The 16781-nt window shown below is 40.5% G+C and carries 16 protein-coding genes and 1 other annotated feature; of the genes, 14 read left to right on the forward strand and 2 right to left on the reverse strand.

Translation table 11 applies throughout. The features are described 5' to 3' along the window. Nucleotides 1-65 precede the first annotated feature (65 nt). From ACY8D0_RS23840 to ACY8D0_RS23875, 8 genes are all read left to right on the forward strand, one after another. Nucleotides 66-2027, forward strand: coding sequence for a glycoside hydrolase family 127 protein (locus ACY8D0_RS23840; protein ID WP_462412932.1), 1962 nt, complete (start codon nucleotides 66-68; stop codon nucleotides 2025-2027). A 410-nt stretch (nucleotides 2028-2437) separates the two neighbouring features. Further along, nucleotides 2438-2878 (forward strand): prepilin-type N-terminal cleavage/methylation domain-containing protein, encoded by a 441-nt coding sequence (locus tag ACY8D0_RS23845; RefSeq protein ID WP_462412933.1) that lies wholly within the window; start codon nucleotides 2438-2440, stop codon nucleotides 2876-2878. A gap of 10 nt (nucleotides 2879-2888) precedes the next feature. Then, a complete protein-coding gene (locus ACY8D0_RS23850; protein WP_462412934.1) occupies nucleotides 2889-3326 on the forward strand; it encodes a PilW family protein in 438 nt (145 codons plus the stop codon). An 8-nt stretch (nucleotides 3327-3334) separates the two neighbouring features. Continuing rightward, nucleotides 3335-4687, forward strand: coding sequence for a pilus assembly PilX N-terminal domain-containing protein (locus ACY8D0_RS23855; protein ID WP_462412935.1), 1353 nt, complete (start codon nucleotides 3335-3337; stop codon nucleotides 4685-4687). A 197-nt stretch (nucleotides 4688-4884) separates the two neighbouring features. Further along, nucleotides 4885-5289 (forward strand): hypothetical protein, encoded by a 405-nt coding sequence (locus tag ACY8D0_RS23860; RefSeq protein WP_462412936.1) that lies wholly within the window; start codon nucleotides 4885-4887, stop codon nucleotides 5287-5289. A 2-nt stretch (nucleotides 5290-5291) separates the two neighbouring features. Further along, the gene (locus ACY8D0_RS23865; protein ID WP_462412937.1) at nucleotides 5292-5966 is read left to right on the forward strand and encodes a PspA/IM30 family protein; all 675 of its coding nucleotides are present in this window, start codon (nucleotides 5292-5294) and stop codon (nucleotides 5964-5966) included. Nucleotides 5967-6116: 150 nt separating this feature from the next. Continuing rightward, nucleotides 6117-6272, forward strand: a complete 156-nt coding sequence (locus ACY8D0_RS23870; protein ID WP_462412938.1) for a hypothetical protein — start codon at nucleotides 6117-6119, stop codon at nucleotides 6270-6272. Nucleotides 6273-6346: 74 nt separating this feature from the next. Beyond that, a complete protein-coding gene (locus ACY8D0_RS23875) occupies nucleotides 6347-7006 on the forward strand; it encodes a PspA/IM30 family protein (protein ID WP_462412939.1) in 660 nt (219 codons plus the stop codon). Between the two features lie 29 nt (nucleotides 7007-7035). Here the strand turns inward: ACY8D0_RS23875 and brnQ are convergent, their stop codons facing one another. After that, the gene (gene brnQ / locus ACY8D0_RS23880) at nucleotides 7036-8379 is read right to left on the reverse strand and encodes a branched-chain amino acid transport system II carrier protein (RefSeq protein WP_462412940.1); all 1344 of its coding nucleotides are present in this window, start codon (nucleotides 8377-8379) and stop codon (nucleotides 7036-7038) included. A 180-nt stretch (nucleotides 8380-8559) separates the two neighbouring features. Between brnQ and ACY8D0_RS23885 the strand changes: the two genes are divergently transcribed. The 4 genes from ACY8D0_RS23885 (at nucleotide 8560) to ACY8D0_RS23900 (ending at nucleotide 11243) form a co-directional block, all read left to right on the forward strand. Beyond that, a complete protein-coding gene (locus ACY8D0_RS23885) occupies nucleotides 8560-8823 on the forward strand; it encodes a hypothetical protein (protein ID WP_462412941.1) in 264 nt (87 codons plus the stop codon). 1 nt (nucleotide 8824) lies between these two features. Further along, on the forward strand, nucleotides 8825-9496 hold the full coding sequence (locus ACY8D0_RS23890) for a PspA/IM30 family protein (RefSeq protein WP_462412942.1): 672 nt from the start codon (nucleotides 8825-8827) through the stop codon (nucleotides 9494-9496). Nucleotides 9497-9570: 74 nt separating this feature from the next. After that, complete coding sequence (locus tag ACY8D0_RS23895) at nucleotides 9571-10290, forward strand: M50 family metallopeptidase (RefSeq protein WP_462412943.1); 720 nt, start codon at nucleotides 9571-9573, stop codon at nucleotides 10288-10290. Nucleotides 10291-10499: 209 nt separating this feature from the next. Continuing rightward, nucleotides 10500-11243 carry an alpha/beta hydrolase gene (locus tag ACY8D0_RS23900; RefSeq protein WP_462412944.1) on the forward strand — a complete coding sequence of 248 codons (744 nt, stop codon included), beginning with the start codon at nucleotides 10500-10502 and terminating at the stop codon, nucleotides 11241-11243. Between the two features lie 84 nt (nucleotides 11244-11327). Here ACY8D0_RS23900 and metG read toward each other — a convergent pair whose 3' ends face one another. Beyond that, a complete protein-coding gene (gene metG, locus ACY8D0_RS23905; RefSeq protein ID WP_462412945.1) occupies nucleotides 11328-12965 on the reverse strand; it encodes a methionine--tRNA ligase in 1638 nt (545 codons plus the stop codon). A 54-nt stretch (nucleotides 12966-13019) separates the two neighbouring features. After that, nucleotides 13020-13299: a binding site (T-box leader), on the reverse strand. Nucleotides 13300-13532: 233 nt separating this feature from the next. Between metG and ACY8D0_RS23910 the strand changes: the two genes are divergently transcribed. Together ACY8D0_RS23910 and ACY8D0_RS23915 are read left to right on the forward strand one after the other, a co-directional pair. Continuing rightward, nucleotides 13533-15176, forward strand: a complete 1644-nt coding sequence (locus ACY8D0_RS23910; protein WP_462412946.1) for a hypothetical protein — start codon at nucleotides 13533-13535, stop codon at nucleotides 15174-15176. Between the two features lie 252 nt (nucleotides 15177-15428). Continuing rightward, a complete protein-coding gene (locus ACY8D0_RS23915; protein ID WP_462412947.1) occupies nucleotides 15429-16625 on the forward strand; it encodes a C40 family peptidase in 1197 nt (398 codons plus the stop codon). The last annotated feature ends 156 nt before the right edge of the window (nucleotides 16626-16781 follow it).

Raw genomic sequence — 16781 nt, forward strand, 5'->3', positions numbered from 1 at the left:
AGTTATAATGGAAAGGAATTATACAAAAGGATGAATTAAAACTATTAATAATAAAGGTGATAATAATGGGAATAAGTCTTAACGGTAGCTATCAAGCGGTTTCTCTCCAGAGAATCCAAATAAACGATTCATTTTGGACAAAGTATATGAATCTTGTAAAAGACACTGTGATCCCGTATCAGTGGGAGGCATTAAACGATCGGATTAAAGATGCTGAACCAAGTTATGCCATCCGTAATTTCGAAATTGCAGCAGACAGAAAAAAAGGTGAGTTTGGCGGGATGGTTTTCCAGGATAGTGATGTGGCGAAATGGCTTGAAGCAGTCGGATATTCACTATCTGTGGAACGAAATCCCGCCCTGGAGAAAACCGCGGACGAAGTGATTGATCTAATAGTTGATGCGCAACATGAGGACGGTTATTTAAATACCTATTTTACCATTAAAGAACCAGGCAAAAGATGGACAAATTTGTATGAATGTCATGAAATGTATTGTGCCGGGCATATGATGGAGGCAGCGGTAGCTTATTATCGCGCAACAGGAAAACGGAAACTGCTTGATGCGATGTGCAAATTTGCCGATCATATCGATGAGTACTTTGGAGCAGAACCTGGAAAAATCCGTGGTTATGATGGACATCAGGAAATAGAGCTTGCACTGGTAAAGCTATTTCAAGTGACAGACAATGAAAAGTATTTAAAGTTAAGTCAATTTTTTATTGATGAACGAGGCAAAGAGCCTAATTTCTTTGTTGAGGAATGGGAGAAGCGTGGTGGAATGTCCCATTGGGCTGGGCGTAGAGTCCCTGCACCTCATTATCCGAAGTATAATCAAGCACATGTACCGGTTCGGGAACAAACGGAAGCGGTTGGCCATTCCGTCCGTGCAGTCTATATGTATACGGCAATGGCCGACCTTGTAAAATACACCAATGACGAAGGCTTATTTGAAGCATGCCGACGTCTATGGGGAAATATGGTTCATAAGCAAATGTATATTACTGGAGGCATTGGTTCCACTTATCAAGGTGAAGCTTTTACTTTTAACTATGACCTGCCCAATGATACAAACTACGCTGAAACTTGTGCATCAATCGGATTAATTTTCTTTGCCCAACGGATGCTTCAACTGGAAGCGAAGGGGGAATATGCAGATGTACTGGAAAGAGCGTTATATAATAACGTAATTGCGGGAATGTCAGCCGATGGGAAGCATTACTTTTATGTCAATCCTCTTGAAGTTTTACCTGAAGCGAGTGAAAAGGACCCGGGAAAACGACATGTGAAACCGGTGCGGCAAAAATGGTATGGCTGCTCCTGCTGCCCACCGAATGTAGCCCGCCTCATCACGTCTTTAGGTGAATATATTTATACAAACAATGAGAATACAATATTCACCCATTTATATATAGGTAACGAAACAAATGTTACGCTTGCTCAAGGTAACATCCATTTAGTGATGGATAGTGATTATGAATGGAACGGTTATGTGCAGGTTACCGTGAATCCCGAACAATCCTCCTCCTTTACTTTGGCATTCCGTGTACCGGGATGGACCTCTGCCGTTAAGTTTGTTGTCAATGGTCAAGAACTGATTCCGGAAATCCGTGATGGTTATGCTTATATTCACCGCCAATGGCAACAAGGGGATCAGATAGAACTGCAAATGGATATGGGAATACAACGCCTGTACGCTCATCCGGAAGTAAGGGCAAATGCAGGAAAAACCGCTTTACAAAGGGGACCGTTCGTTTATTGTTTAGAGGAAGTGGACAACGGGAAAACGATTGATTCAATTCTTTTGCCAGATGATGCATTGTTGACGGATCAATTCGATGCTTCCATTCTTGACGGTGTGGTGACTTTAGAAGCGTGTGCTGTTCAAGAAGAAAAATCCGATTGGGGGCATACGCTTTACAGGGTCAAGCCAAAAGTGCTTGAAGAAAAACGTATTAAAGCCGTTCCGTACTTTGTATGGGGAAACCGGGAACCTGGTGAGATGAGTGTTTGGATTCGGGAGAAATGATAGTATGTAAATATTGAAGAGACGGCATTTATTTTCATTTAAAAGGTAATTCAAAAATGAATATAATGTTTGAATTGAGAAGCTGCTGCGGCAGCTTTTTTGTTTAGCATAGTGTAGAGTGAGATTGAAAATTCCTGACTCTATTTGGAACTGTCGAAAATCTGTCATATATAACTAATGTATTCATGTTAGTAACATTATATAGTGGACCTAAAGCTAGCTATAAAATAACGAAGAAAAGTGTTGTTTTTTACAATAACTTCTTGTTGCTCTTGTTGTCGAAATTTGATGAAATAGATAATAAATTGTCTTTCTATGTACAATAAACATGACAAAGATACTGTGTTATTGCAGTTTAGTTCTACGAAAAAAATGGCCTAAACTAGTTCTGGGGGAGTTGGGTAATAGATATGGAAAAATTGACTAGGGGTTTGGCCTCTCAAAAAGGGGTGACATTAATTGAAATATTGGCTTCCATTGTCATTCTATCTATAATCGTTATTTCCTTAATGTCCTTTTTTGCCCAGTCTTCTCTGGCTAATACCAACACAAAAAAGATGCAAAGTGCCACCTATATTGCCGTAAAAGCGATGGAGGAAGTAAATAACACAATTTCCACAACTGTTCAGCCTTCAGATTTAAACCTACTTTCGCTCAGCGGGTACAGCAAGGTCACAGGAACGACCTCTACTTTTGAAAAAAGTCCTAATCCGGCAGGTTATTTTGTTCGTGTTGTTTTAGTGCCGAAGACAAGTCCGATGATTAGTATAAAAGTAAAAGTTTATCAAGATAGCTCAATGAGTAAGTTGGAAGCACAGATGGAGATGTTAGTATCTTGGAAGCAGCAGTAGGTGAATGAAAATGTTAAAAAAGAATATGGGATTTACTTTAGTGGAACTTTTGGCAAGCCTCGCCCTTTTATCAATCATCACTCTTTCTGCCAGTTCCTTTTATTTTTTTAGCCAAAAACAATCAAATGAGCAATCTACTGATACTCAGAATCAATCGAATGCAAGGCTTGCCATGGATATTCTCACGAAAGAAATCAGAAGTGCTGACAGTATAGCTGTCTCAAACACTAGTAATCAATTAACCATAGCCAACTCCACTGGAACCGATATTTATAAGTTCGAAAATAACTCATTAAAGAAGAACAGTGAGCCACTCATTACGGATTTACAAAATTGCTCCTTTAGCCCTTATCCAAATAGCACATCCATTGATTATGTAGACATAACTGTTACCTCTGCTTCTCTGCCAGCCACTAATTTAACGACAACTATCTATTTAAGGAAATAGGTGTTAGGATGAAAAAAAGCCTCAATCGTCTTCAATCTTATAACAATGAGCAAGGTGCAGCATTAGTTGTTGTTTTAATGGTTTTTATAGTTGTCACCATCTTGGGGCTGGCCATTCTGGGTTTGGCCGCATCGAATATGACGATGGCCACTGGGGACCGCAATTATCAATCTGCCTATTACATTGCTGAGTCAGGGATCAATGCACGAGTGAATGATATTAGTCCGCAATTAAAATCCGCGTACGCACCTGCAACGGATATAACAAATTTCTTTAATCGCATCGATGCAGCCCTTAATCTCGGTACAAACGTTGTTTACACTGATTTTGATTCTTCTTTTGGCCAGGAACCGAAGGCCAATGTGAAAATAGAAAAATTGCCGAGTGACTCTCTAGTTTCCTATTCAAAAACCTACAAGATAACGTCTACAGGCACGATTAATAACCGCTCCAGAACAGTTTCGAAGGTTATCCATATTACTTGGAAGCCAAAAAGTAAAGTAACCATACCCGCCAGTACCGTCATTTTTTCGAAGGAAAGTTACACGGTCAAAAACTATAAAGTAACGGGTTCAGTCGGTTCAAACGGCAACATTACCTTACAAGGCGGGCAGGCCAGTATATCTGGAAGCATGAATAAATATGTAAATACCAGTCTAGCGCTTCCAGATTTCCCAGCCTTTGATCCACCCGCCAATTATTCAAATTTTAATGACAAAACTTTAACGATGGATAAAGATAAGGCTTTTAATAATCTTACAGTTAATAACAATAGTACATTGTCCATAAAAATGGGAACCTATAACCGTAATCTAGTAATCAATAAACTTAGCCTAGGAACGAATGCAAAAATTGTTATCGATAATAATGGAGGAACCGGAAAATTATTCATTTATACGAAGTCGCTTTCTATGAGTTCTGGAAGTATTATGAATGCAGGCGGCGATTTTGAAGATGTATTTATTTTCTTAGATAGTGGACAAGGAACTCTGTTATCTGGATTGATTAATGGGTCTATCTATGCCAAAAATTCCGATATTATTATTAACAATCTCAATGGGGTTGGCGTTACAGGTCATGTAATTACAGGTGGAATCAATGTTAGTATCTTGAGTAACGATACTTCTGCAAGTGCCCCAGGGAAGATGCTTTATGCCCCTTTGGCAAAAGTATACCTAAATGCCTCCTTTAAAGGTTCTATTGTGGCAAATTCAATTGATTCACAGGGGAATGATGACCAAATGGTATTCCAATATACCCAAATAGATTATGATAATTCACCTGTTTATATTGATAATGGAACAGGTTCTTCACCCGTGAAGGATATTATTACAGCTGATCCTGTAAAGGAGAGCGATTAGAAGTTTTATTGCAAAAAGGCGTACGCTATACATCTATAAAAAAAGGAACCGGATAGGTTCTTTTTTTTATACTAAAAGAAGAAATAGTCGTTTTATTTTAATAAGCCACAAATGAAAAAATAGTTCTCTCTTTTCACCAAGTTTTCACCGTTCTCTATTATTATTCATTACATCAGGAACGAAAGGAGGAAATGAGATTGAATACTAAACTTAAAAAAGGTATTTTCTGGGGAGCTATCGTTGCCTCTATGGTAATCGCGTTCAATGTGTTCCACTTTCTACTAGGAGGCAGCAGCGCATATGCCAGAGGTCCACAAGGACATGGCTTTGACGGCAGGGGAATGCATGGCGGGGGATTCACTTCCCATCAAATGATGAATGCCCCTCACCAAGGCGGCGGATTTCCGTGGCTCTTCCTAATCATTGGACTAGCTGTTCTAGTACTAGTAGTAAGATGGCTTAGAAACAAATCAAAGGCAACTTCGATGCAACAGTTTATCGACACCTCTCTTGTAGGATCACATATACCAGTAACCAATCAAAATGCTAATCTTTTGGACCAATGGGAAAAAAATCTATTAACTAAAAAGGAGAATGAATAACAATGGGTATTTTTAAACGATTAAAAACAATTACATCAGCAGAAATTAACGGACTATTGGACGGAATGGAAGATCCAATCGCCATGCTAAATGAGTATTCCAGGGAAATGGAACATGAAATCAGGAAAGGCCAACATGCTTTAGCCAGACAAATTTTTGTGGGGAAAAAACAGGAAGCCCTGATTGCAGAAACGAGGGATTTAGTGGCGAAACGGGCACGCCAAGCAAAGCTTGCGATTGGCCAAGGTGATGACACGATTGCCAAACTGGCCGTACAAGAAAAGCTGAACCATGAAAAACAGCTACATGTCTATCAGGAGCAGTTAGAATCGATTAAGGGACAAACCCAGCTCTTGACAGAGAAATTGAATCAATTGAAAGACACGTATAACCAACTACAGCAAAAGAAAATCTTGTTGGCTTCCCGCGCCAATGTGGCTCACTCTATGAAACAGATCCAGAAGGTAACGGTTTCCTTCAATACGGATGATATTGCAAGAGGCGTGGCTCGTGCCGAAGAGAAGATTTTATTCATGGAAGCAGAGGCGCAGGCAGGAAATCAGTTTGCGGCACCATTAGCGCAGTTTGATGCGGCATACGATAGCTATGTGAGCGAGGAAGAGCTAAATCAGGAAATTGAAAAGTTAAAGAAGGAAAAATCCGTGGTATTTAATTAAAGGAAAGGGAAGCACCGTTTGAGGACGGTGCTTCCCTTTTTTGATCAATCCATTCAATTTGGTTCAAACGAAATTCTTTTGTTTTTTCACCGATATTTCACCAACCTTCGATATTATTCATTACATCAAGTAACGAAAGGAGATTATGAAATGAATTCAATAGTCAAAAAAGCTGTTTTCTGGGGAATGCTTATCGCCGCCGGATTATTTGCCTTAAATGTATTCCAATTTCTATTGGGAAAGCTTCCGCTTATCTTCGGATTGGCTGTTCTGGTTTTTGTAATCAAATGTCTAAGGAAAAAATAGAAGTCTTCTTCTACTTTCGAATATACGAGTAACCAATGAAAATAATATTTTAATTAAAAAGGAGAATCAACAACATGGGATTTTTTAAACGATTAAAAACAATCACTTCAGCAGAAATTAACGGATTATTGGATGGGATGGAAGATCCGATTGCCATGCTAAATGAGTATTCCAGAGAAATGGAACAGGAAATTGCTAAAGGCCAGCAGGCTTTAGCCCGACAACTTTTTGTCGAGAATAAACAGAAAGCTCTCATTGGAGAAACGAGAGAGTTGGTAGTGAAGCGTGCTCGTCAAGCGAGGCTGGCGATCGGTCAAGAGGATGACCTTGTAGCGAAATTGGCGGTTCAAGAAAAGCTCAATCATGAAAGGCAATTACAAGTTTATCAGGAGCAGTTGGAGGCGATTAAAGAACAGACCCAGCTCCTGAACGAAAAGTTAGATCAATTGAAAGATACGTATAGCCAAATGCAGCAAAAGAAAATCTTGCTATCTTCCCGTGCCAATGTGGCACAGTCGATGAAACAAATCCAGAAGGTAACGGTTTCCTTCCATACGGATGATATTGCTCGAGGTGTCGCCCGTGCCGAAGAGAAGATTTTATTCATGGAAGCCGAGGTCCAAGCAGGAAATCAGTTCTCTACTCCTTTAGCCCAGTATGATGCGGCATATAACAGCTATGTGAGCGAGGAAGAATTAAACCAGGAAATTGATAAGCTCAACAATAAATTGTAATAGAAGAAGAGAAGCCCAACCATTTACGGTTAGTGCTTCTCCTTTTTTGTTTTTGGCCAAAGATAGCCGACAACCGCACCTGCTGCAGCCGGCAGCATCCAGCCAAGACCAAGATGGTAGAACGGCAGATAATGTTCGTAGAATGCTTTCCATGACTCGAACAAAGAAACGGATGCCCCTGGTAAACTCCCTGCTAACGTGCTGTATCCGTCAAGAAGACTGACACAGAAAGTTAAGAACATAGACACCGCATACACACTTTGCTTATGGCCGAATAGTGGTGAAAAGAGAGTCAATATGATCAGGACAATCGCTAACGGATACAACAACATTAATACAGGAACGGCAAATTGAATGATATTGTTCAGGCCGAAGTTAGCAATGATAAAAGATACAAGGCAAAGGAAGAGTACAAATGATTTATAGCTTACTTTCGGAAATACGGTTTGGAAAAATTCACTGCATGACGTAATTAGACCGATACTAGTCTTTAAGCAGGCCAGGACGATAATGATCGCAAGTAAAATAGCCCCAAATGGCCCGAAATAATGTTGAGCCACCGCAGCAAAAATCAACCCGCCATTGTCGAATGTACCGGTTGCTGTTACGCTCGAAGCTCCCATATAGGTAATGAGTCCGTATATCAGCATCATGAGTGCCATGGCAAAAATGCCAGACTTCCAAGTGGCTTTTGCAATCTCTTTTTTATCCGTGATGCCTTGCCCCTTAATAGCATGGATCACAATAATGCCAAATGCTAGGGATGCCAGAGCATCCATTGTGTTATATCCCTCTTTGAAGCCAGTGATAAAGGCCAAACTTTTATAGTCTCCCACAGGCTTTTCGAAACTGCCCATCGGCTTGATGATGGCAACGGCAATTAATAGGAATAAAAACACTAAAAACGCGGGTGTTAAATATTTGCCGATATAGTCAATGATTTTTGCCGGATTCAATGAGAAATAATAGACGATGGCAAAAAATAAAAAGCTAAAGACAGCCAGATATACACTAGTGTGTCCAGGATTCATATAAGGTTCAAAACCGACCACGAATGGGACCGTAGCCGTACGTGGAATCGCAAAAAAAGGTCCAATGGTTAAGTAAAGCGCGATGGAGAAGCCAAGGCCAAACAAGGGATGGACGCGCCCTGCCAATTCCCGCAAGCCATTGCTTCCTGACAGGCCAAACGCCAATATTCCTATGAAGGGGAGACCGATGGCTGTAACCAAAAAACCGATTAATGCCGGCCAGAAGTTCGTGCCGGCAAGTTGTCCCATTTGAATCGGGAAAATCAAATTCCCCGCACCAAAAAACATTCCGAACAACATCGTTCCAATAACCGCGTAGGAAGAAAATGAAATTTGTTTCATGCTGGATGCTCCTGTTAGTTGAATTTCAACCATTTTAACAGCTTTTATCTTAGATAGCTAGCGTTCAAGTGAATGGGCAAAATCATCTCCTTATTATTAAAATTGTTTTTTCCCTTTTCACCAAGATTTCACCAATCTCTATTAATATTTAGTACATCAAGTAACGAAAGGAGAAAAGAAATGATGCATCATGGATTCGCTTCACATCAAATGATGAATGGCGCCTACCAACACGGAGGAGGATTTCCTTGGCTTTTCCTTATTATCGGAATAGTGGCTGTCGTTTTATTAGTAAAATGGCTAAGAAACAAGTCAAAGGCAGCTTCCATGCAACGGTTTATTGATACCTCTCTTGTCAGTTCACATATACCAGTGGCCAATCAGAATGCAAATTTGTTGGACCAATGGGAAAAAAGTCTATTAACCAAAAAGGAGAATGAATAACATGGGTATTTTTAAAAGATTAAAAACGATAACATCAGCAGAAATCAACGGAGTCTTAGACGGGATGGAAGATCCGATTGTGATGCTAAATGAGTATTCTAGGGAAATGGAGCAGGAAATAGTTAAAGGCCAGTATGCTTTAGCAAAACAAATTTTTGTGGAGAAAAAGCAAGAGGAGCTCATTTATCAGACGAAATCAATGGTGGACAAGCGTACCCGTCAGGCTAAACTGGCAATTGAGCAAGAGGACGAAACGATTGCTAAATTGGCTGTACAGGAAAAGCTTCACCATGAACAGCAGCTGCGTGTTTACCAAGAACAGTTGGAGACGATTAAGGGTCAGACCCAAATCCTCACCGAAAAACTGGATCAGCTGAAAGATACGTATAACCAAATGCAGCAAAAGAAAATCCTGTTGGCTTCTCGTGCTAATGTGGCCCAGTCCATGAAGCAAATCCAGAAAGCAACGGTATCCTTCAACACCGATGATATTGCCAGAGGCGTGGCCCGTGCTGAAGAAAAGATTTTATTCATGGAAGCGGAGGTTCAGGCGGGGAATCAGTTTCCCGCTCCGGCAGCACAGTTTGACGCGAATTTCAGCAGCTATGTGAGCGAGGAAGAATTAGCAAACGAAATGGAAAAATTAAAGCAGGAAAAAGCAGCAGCATTATAATTCACGAAAGAGAGGCGCCACCACGAAAGGTTTGGTGCTTCTATTCCTGAATAATGAAGAAAGGAGGATGTAGAATGAGTACGACTACATTAATTCTTATTTACTTGGGAATTGCGCTTATCGGGAGCAGGCTTCCTTTTATCCGCGTGTTTTTGGCCCATGTCCATAACCTGGTCAGCCAAGTCATTAGTGTTTGCTTGGAAGGCGGCAGGAACAAAATCCACCTGCAACGGGATGGGTCAGCACAGACCACCGGGACCCTGGAGTCCACCTTCAAGAAAGCTCTAATCTCTTATGTGGGCTATACAGGCGCTTCGGTGGCAGCGATTGGTTTGTTTTATTTGGTTGTAAGTGGCAGCTATTATTTGGTTATTTATCTATTTTTAGGGCTTACAGTATTGGCCTTATTATTGTGGATCCGCAACCTGTTTGGAATCGTTTGGGGACTTTCTGTTTCACTTTTATTAGCCTTGCCGGTCTACTTCCACTTCCAAACGGCCTTACCGTCCTTTATTAGGTATCAAATGGACTTGCCTCTCACAATTAACTATGAAATGATTCTTGTTCATATTAGTATTTTTCTAGCTTCAGTCTTGTTTGTTCAGTCAGTTATTTGTGCCGTCCAAGTCTGCAAGCAAAGCTTTATGTCAAGAAGCAACCCGGCAAGGAAGATTGCGCTTGTCCAAACAAAATTTGTTCCCGCGATTGTGTTGGGATTGGCCCTGGTTGGTCAGACCGTTTATGCAGGCTTCTATTTTGTGCAAAATTTTATAAGCCTTCCATTTAATTTCTAGAGTCATGATATCCTCTTTCAATTAGGAGAGAGGATATTTTCCAATTTTGTAAGCCTGTTGTGAACATGGTGTATCATATTGACAACGTTTTCATATTGTAATATATTGGTAACAAGTTAATATTCGAGATGGAGATAGGGAGCTCACTTGATTTTGATTCTTATAGAATCATGGTGAGCTCCGTCTTTGTTTAAAAAGGAGGAAGTTTAATGTCAGAGTGTTATCCAGTTTTGGAAGGTGCTGAACCTTTTTATTTTGAAGGAAACCGGGTGGGGATATTAGTTTCCCATGGGTTTACGGGGTCCACCCAGAGCATGCGGCCGTTAGGTGAGGCATACGCTGCCGCTGGATATACGGTTTGCGGGCCGCGTCTTACAGGGCACGGCACTCATTATGAAGAGATGGAACAAACCACTTACCAGGATTGGATCCTCTCAATTGAAGAAGGGTACCAATGGTTAAAAGAGCGATGTGATACCATTTTTGTGACAGGTCTGTCCATGGGAGGGACGCTGACACTATACATGGCCGAAAATCATCCAGAGGTTCGTGCCATTATCCTGATTAATGCCGCCGTCAGTGTTCCTGGGATGGAACCGGTCCGCCAACTCCAAGATATTCGATTTCTAGATGCCATTGGATCTGACATTAAAAAGCCGGGAGTGAAGGAACTGGCTTATGAAAAGACACCTGTCCGCTCCGTAAAAGAGATTTTAAACTTTATGGAAGAGGTAAAAGCGGAATTAACCAATGTTACCTGTCCGGCACTCATTTTTGTATCGGATGAGGATCATGTGGTTCCACCCGATAATGCCCAAATCATCTATGATGGCATTCGTTCTGAAATAAAGGAGATCCGATATCTAAAAGACAGCTACCATGTCGCTACACTCGATAATGACCAGCAAGCGATTATAGACGGCACCTTAGATTTTATTAAAAAGGCTCTTTAAAAAACATAGAGTAGGCTTAACTAAGAGGGTCCTTAGTTAAGCCTTTTAAACCGCGATAATAGAATAGTAAAGGTCAGGTCCAGGCTATTTTGTAAGTTGGCGATTCAATCTTTCTATTTCTTGTTCTATTGCGATGGCATCAATTCTCTCGAACAGTGGTTTTACTTCTCCAATCTCACTTGGAACAGAGTCCGTAAAGTTCCAATGAAGTTCCTTGTGTCCCAAAAATCTATTCAGTTGTTCACTGGTAAAGGGTAAAAAAGGCGACAGCAACTGTGCGAGATTTACAATGATGACAGTACAGTTAAAAATCGTCTGGTCGCATCCTGCTTGTTCCTCAAGGATTTGTTTCCAAGGCTTTTGCTCATCAAAGTACTTATTTGCAAAACGAACCAGCTCAAAAATTTCCTCCAATGCGCGCTTGAAGTGGCTTGCCTCGATTAAATTCCCCGCTGACTCATACACGGATTTGATTTTATTTTTTATAGCAGGATCAACCGAACCCTGTGGTATCTTGCTATTATAGTATTTACTAATAAGCTTCAAAGTGCGATTGACTAAATTCCCGTATCCGCCAAGCAGCTCGGAGTTATGGCTGTAGATGAATTCCCGCCATGAGAAGTCTGTATCGCGGTTTTCCGGAGCATTGATAGTTAAAAAATAGCGAATGGAATCGGGATGGTAGCGGTCTAACATATCCGGCACCCAAACCGCCCAATTCCGGCTTGTCGAGATTTTCTTCTTTTCCAAAGTTAAATATTCATTGGAAACAATGTGGTCCGGCAGTTTTTGCTGATGGATTCCCAACAGGATAGCCGGCCAAATGATGGTATGAAACGGGATATTGTCCTTTCCATGAACATAATAGGAAAGGGCCTCCTTACCCCAGAATTCAGCGTCATCCTTTCCTGATTCGATTGCCCATTTTTTACTGGCAGAGTAATAGCCGGAAACCGCCTCAATCCAAACGTAAATTTTTTTGTCCTCATACCCTTCGACTGGTACGCTGACACCAACAGGCAAATCTCTTGATACTGCCCTATCTTGTAATCCCTCCCGAATATACCGTTCAGATAAATGGATTGCATTTTCCCGCCAGGAAGAACTCTTCTTCGCTTCCTCCACCAATTGTTTCAGAGGCTCTTCGAATTTATCCAATGAGAAATAGAAGTGTTCTGTTTCCTTCACAATAGGAGTGGTGCCGCAAATTTTGCATTTTTTATCCGCTAATTCAACGGGATCAAGGATAGCAGAGCAATAATCACATTGGTCGCCCCGTGCCGGCTGTCCGCAGTTGGGGCAGGTTCCTTCCACATAACGGTCAGGCAGAAACTGATCACAGGTCGTGCAAAAGGTTTGTTCAATCCACTTTTTATAAATATAGCCATTGTTCAGCAACTCAAGAAAAATCGATTGTACGGTTTGATGGTGGTGGGGGGTGTCGGTTCGTGTGTAACAATCATAGGAAAAACCGAGTCTTTTAAAATTATCCGCAAATTCCTGATGATAGCGGTCAGCGATCTCCGTTGGAGTCAAGCCTTCCTGTTTGGCCCGGATCGTAATCGGCGTGCCGTTGCAATCACTCCCCGAAACATATAAAACTCTTTCCCCCTTTTGACGAAAATAACGAGCCAAAATATCTCCTGGCAATAAGCTCGCGATGTGGCCGAGATGCAGGGAGCCATTGGCGTAAGGCCAAGCTCCTCCAATATAAATAGTCATTTCAAATTCCTCCTTTTTAGTAAAAACAAAAAACCCCGTCCATATCTAAAAATAGATAAGGACGGGGTTATTAATCCGCGTGGTACCACCTTAATTCGCTAATTGCTCACACAATCAGCCTCTGCAAGTACGGAGCCATGTTTAATGAAAGGCACTTATACTGTGGTTTTGATAACGAGTACCAACACTCGCCGCAGCCTACTACTTAACAAAAGTCAGGTTCAGTACGGGGCTCAGAGGCCATTGTTCAAATGAATCACTTTGCTTCTTTTCAGCTCCCGAAGCTCTCTGTTGAAAGTATCATCATTCTACTTTTCCTCATCATTGCCATTGATTTCAATAAATTGAAATTATTATAAGGCGTATAAACTAATATTTCAAGTAATTCGAGAAGAAAATTTTTGCATGAACAGTATGAACTAATCAATCAATTTAATATTGATAATCTTTGAAGATTATAGGAAAATTATACTAATTAAGGACGAAGCATATTTCTTCAACGTAGAAATAATGGCGAATGAAGTGAAGTTTGTAAGATTGCTATAAGGAAAGTGAGGGTTCTGTTTTTTGCTGCTGGAAACTGATATCGACCAAATGCTTTCTGATTTGAATTCTTTTAATATGACGAGTCATAACCCAATATTCCATAATGTTATGGTTGGTTTTTTGCATGTGTTTTCTTTAAAAAGCATTTCAGAAAGCCTTATCGAAAAAACAAAGCATATCTATTTAACCGAAGAGATGGTCATAAAGAAATTGGATGAGAAACATAGGCTGCATGCTTGGTGGAACCCGGATTATATTGAAAAATTTGCGGATATGGAAAGGTTCTTTCATAAAAACAAAGAGAAATTTAGACTGGAACTGGAAGGGTTTGAGGTTGAATGGCCGAATAGTACATATTTCCATCAGGTGTGTCCAGTGACTAAAGCCCGCCCCTTTCTTACCATCTATCCTGAGTTGGAAATAGCCATCTTAACTTTTCAGGTATCAATCAATGAATGTACAGCCGATGACATCATTTTTGTAAGATCTGCCTTTATACACTCTGCAAAAACAGAAATGTTCCTAAAGGATGCTCCTTCGTGCATAAGCCCTGTTCCGGTAAAAGAAATTCATTCCATTAGAGACGAAGTCTGCAAACCATATATTCAGAAAATTATTCAAACGTTCACAACACATCCGATTGAGCAAAACATTGTGGTTTCCACCATGATTGAAATTAGAAAAATAGTAGACACAGATGGTCAAGTGATGGAGGGAGAGTTCTATGAAAAGTACCCGAATCACATATATGGGCTATTGGCCGGTGATAGCGGCTATCCTTTTGTTCCGAAGGATGTGGCCTCCAAGCGAACATTAGAATCTTGGCATTCACGGGAATTTTTTAATATTTTTAGTTTCGACCACACCGTATTAATGTTCAATTTTACAAGCAGTGAGCTATTCCAAAAATACGCTAGATTCCATCATAAAAGATCCGCTTTATACAATATAGAAAACAGCAGAGATTCCGTCGTAAATCCACCGGATATAGCGGGTTTAAATAATGGACCGTTAATTGTTTTGGAGAATGTGTCCATCTTGCGCTATCTGTTAAACATTGCCTTGCCAGAATTAAATGTTTACGAGGGGAATAATCGCTATTTTTTTGTGAAAAGAGATAAGTTGAATAGTATATTATCCAATTTAAATTTAGCAGGAATAGCGGAAGTTGGGAATTTGGAAAGTATGGTTAAAGATAGTATGGGGGTGTTGAAGGATTCCGAAAAGATCCGAACCACCCTGGATGAATTAGAACGGTCATTGACCATGAATTATACAAAAAGAATGAATATACTCCTAATTTTCTTCGGTCTTATTCCTTTAATCATAACGGATAAAGTTCTAAGTTATATAATGGAACATTGGTCATGGTCGCTTGAAAAAGTCATCATTACCAAAGGGATTTTACTGATCGGATTTTTAATGATTGCAACTATTATAACCTGGAGCTTTTTTACAAGGGAGGGATCGCCGGGAAGCCTGGTGAAATTAATTGGGACAAGATTCCTCAGCTATTTCTACCAGTTTAACAAGCAGGCGAAAAATATCATTCACTCCATAAAGAACGGTTCCGTACTACTCAAAACGGCCTATATTTGTCTGATCTTATTGATAGTCTCATTGCTGATTCTGGCATTAAGTCACCTCAAAACCAATTTGCTATAGAAATATTTAAATTATAATGCCTGATACTACCCGTGATTTGTCGAATTTTTTTCAGCCGCATCGGGTGGCGGCAGGCATTTTTACTTCTTGTTTCTGTTATGTAAAATAAGTCGAAATTTTAACAGAATATTCTACATAAAATTACATTTATATTACAAATCCGACGGTATCATTGTTTTTCCTCCCTATGCCATTTAAACTAGTAATATATTAGGACAGGAAATACTAATGTTTTACAAGAGGAGACTTTCAATGAAAAAAAAGTTTTTTAAATATACTGTATCCGCTGCCATTCTCGCCACAATGATTCAACTATCCGTCACACCTGCTTTTGCCGCACCTGTGACTCAAAAACAAATAGATGATGCTAAAGGCCAAGTTGAGGACTTTGAAACCAAGGTTCAACAATTAGACAACCAAATCAGTACGGCAATCGACAAGAGCGAAAAGCTAAGCAGTCAAATTGATACGCAGCAACAAAAAATAACAGAAACAGAAACTCAAATTGATCAAGCTAAGAAAGATTTGGATGCTCATAAGCAGGTATATGCTGAACGGTTAAAAAGCATCCAGTCAGAGGGAAAACAGTCCGTTGCTACTTATGCGGAGATCTTGTTCACTTCCGAAAATCTTTCCGAGTTTTTAACCCGCTTTACGGCGATTTCAAAAATTATTGAAAGTGACACAGACTTACTGCAAGGTCTAAAAGATAAGCAGCAAGTTTTAGATGATGCAGAGCAAAAGTTACATACCGAATTGCACAATCTGGAGCAAAGCAAGACTGAATTGGCTGCTCAGCAGCAAAAGATTGAGGCTGATAAGCAAGAAATTGCCCAAGCGTTAACCAGTGCGCAATCCAATCTGCAAACCCTAGAAAGTCAGAAAGCTGCGGAAGAAGAAGCTGCACGCCAAGCTCAATTAGCCCAGCAGCGTGCCCAGGAAGAGGCAGCGCGTCAAGCTCAATTAGCAGCCCAACAGCAAGCCCAGCGCCAAGCTGCATCAGTACAGCCAGCTGCAGCCACCAGCGCTGCCAAAACCGCATCTGTTGCTGCATCATCGGCACCAACAGTGGCTCCAGTCAGTGCAGCAAGCCCAGAAGCTGCAAGCAAGCTCATCGCTTATGCAAAACAATTTTTAGGTGTTCCATATGTTTGGGGTGGTTCGACACCAAGCGGGTTTGACTGTTCCGGATTCACTTCCTATGTATTTAGAAATGCAGTGGGCATTAGTCTTCCGAGGGTTTCAAGCTCCCAACAAAATTTTGGAACCAAGATTCCTTTAAGCCAGGTGCAACCCGGAGATTTAGTATTTAGAGGATCACCAGCCTACCATGTTGGTATTTATATTGGAGGCGGACAGTATATCCATGCTCCACAAACGGGAGATGTAGTAAAAATTGCATCATTCGACCCATCAAAATTCAGCAGTGCTTCTAGAGTTTTAAAATAAGTTTAATAGAATCTAAAAAAGGAGGTGCGCCTATTGTCGTTAGGTGTTCCTCCTTTTACTTTGGAATAAGAGTTTAATTGAAGGTTCATTTCATCCTTGTTTTTTGGTATAAGGAAAAAAATAACGTCCACTACGGTGAACGTTATTTTTTATAAT

The sequence above is a fragment of the Neobacillus camarae genome (genome assembly GCF_054950115.1).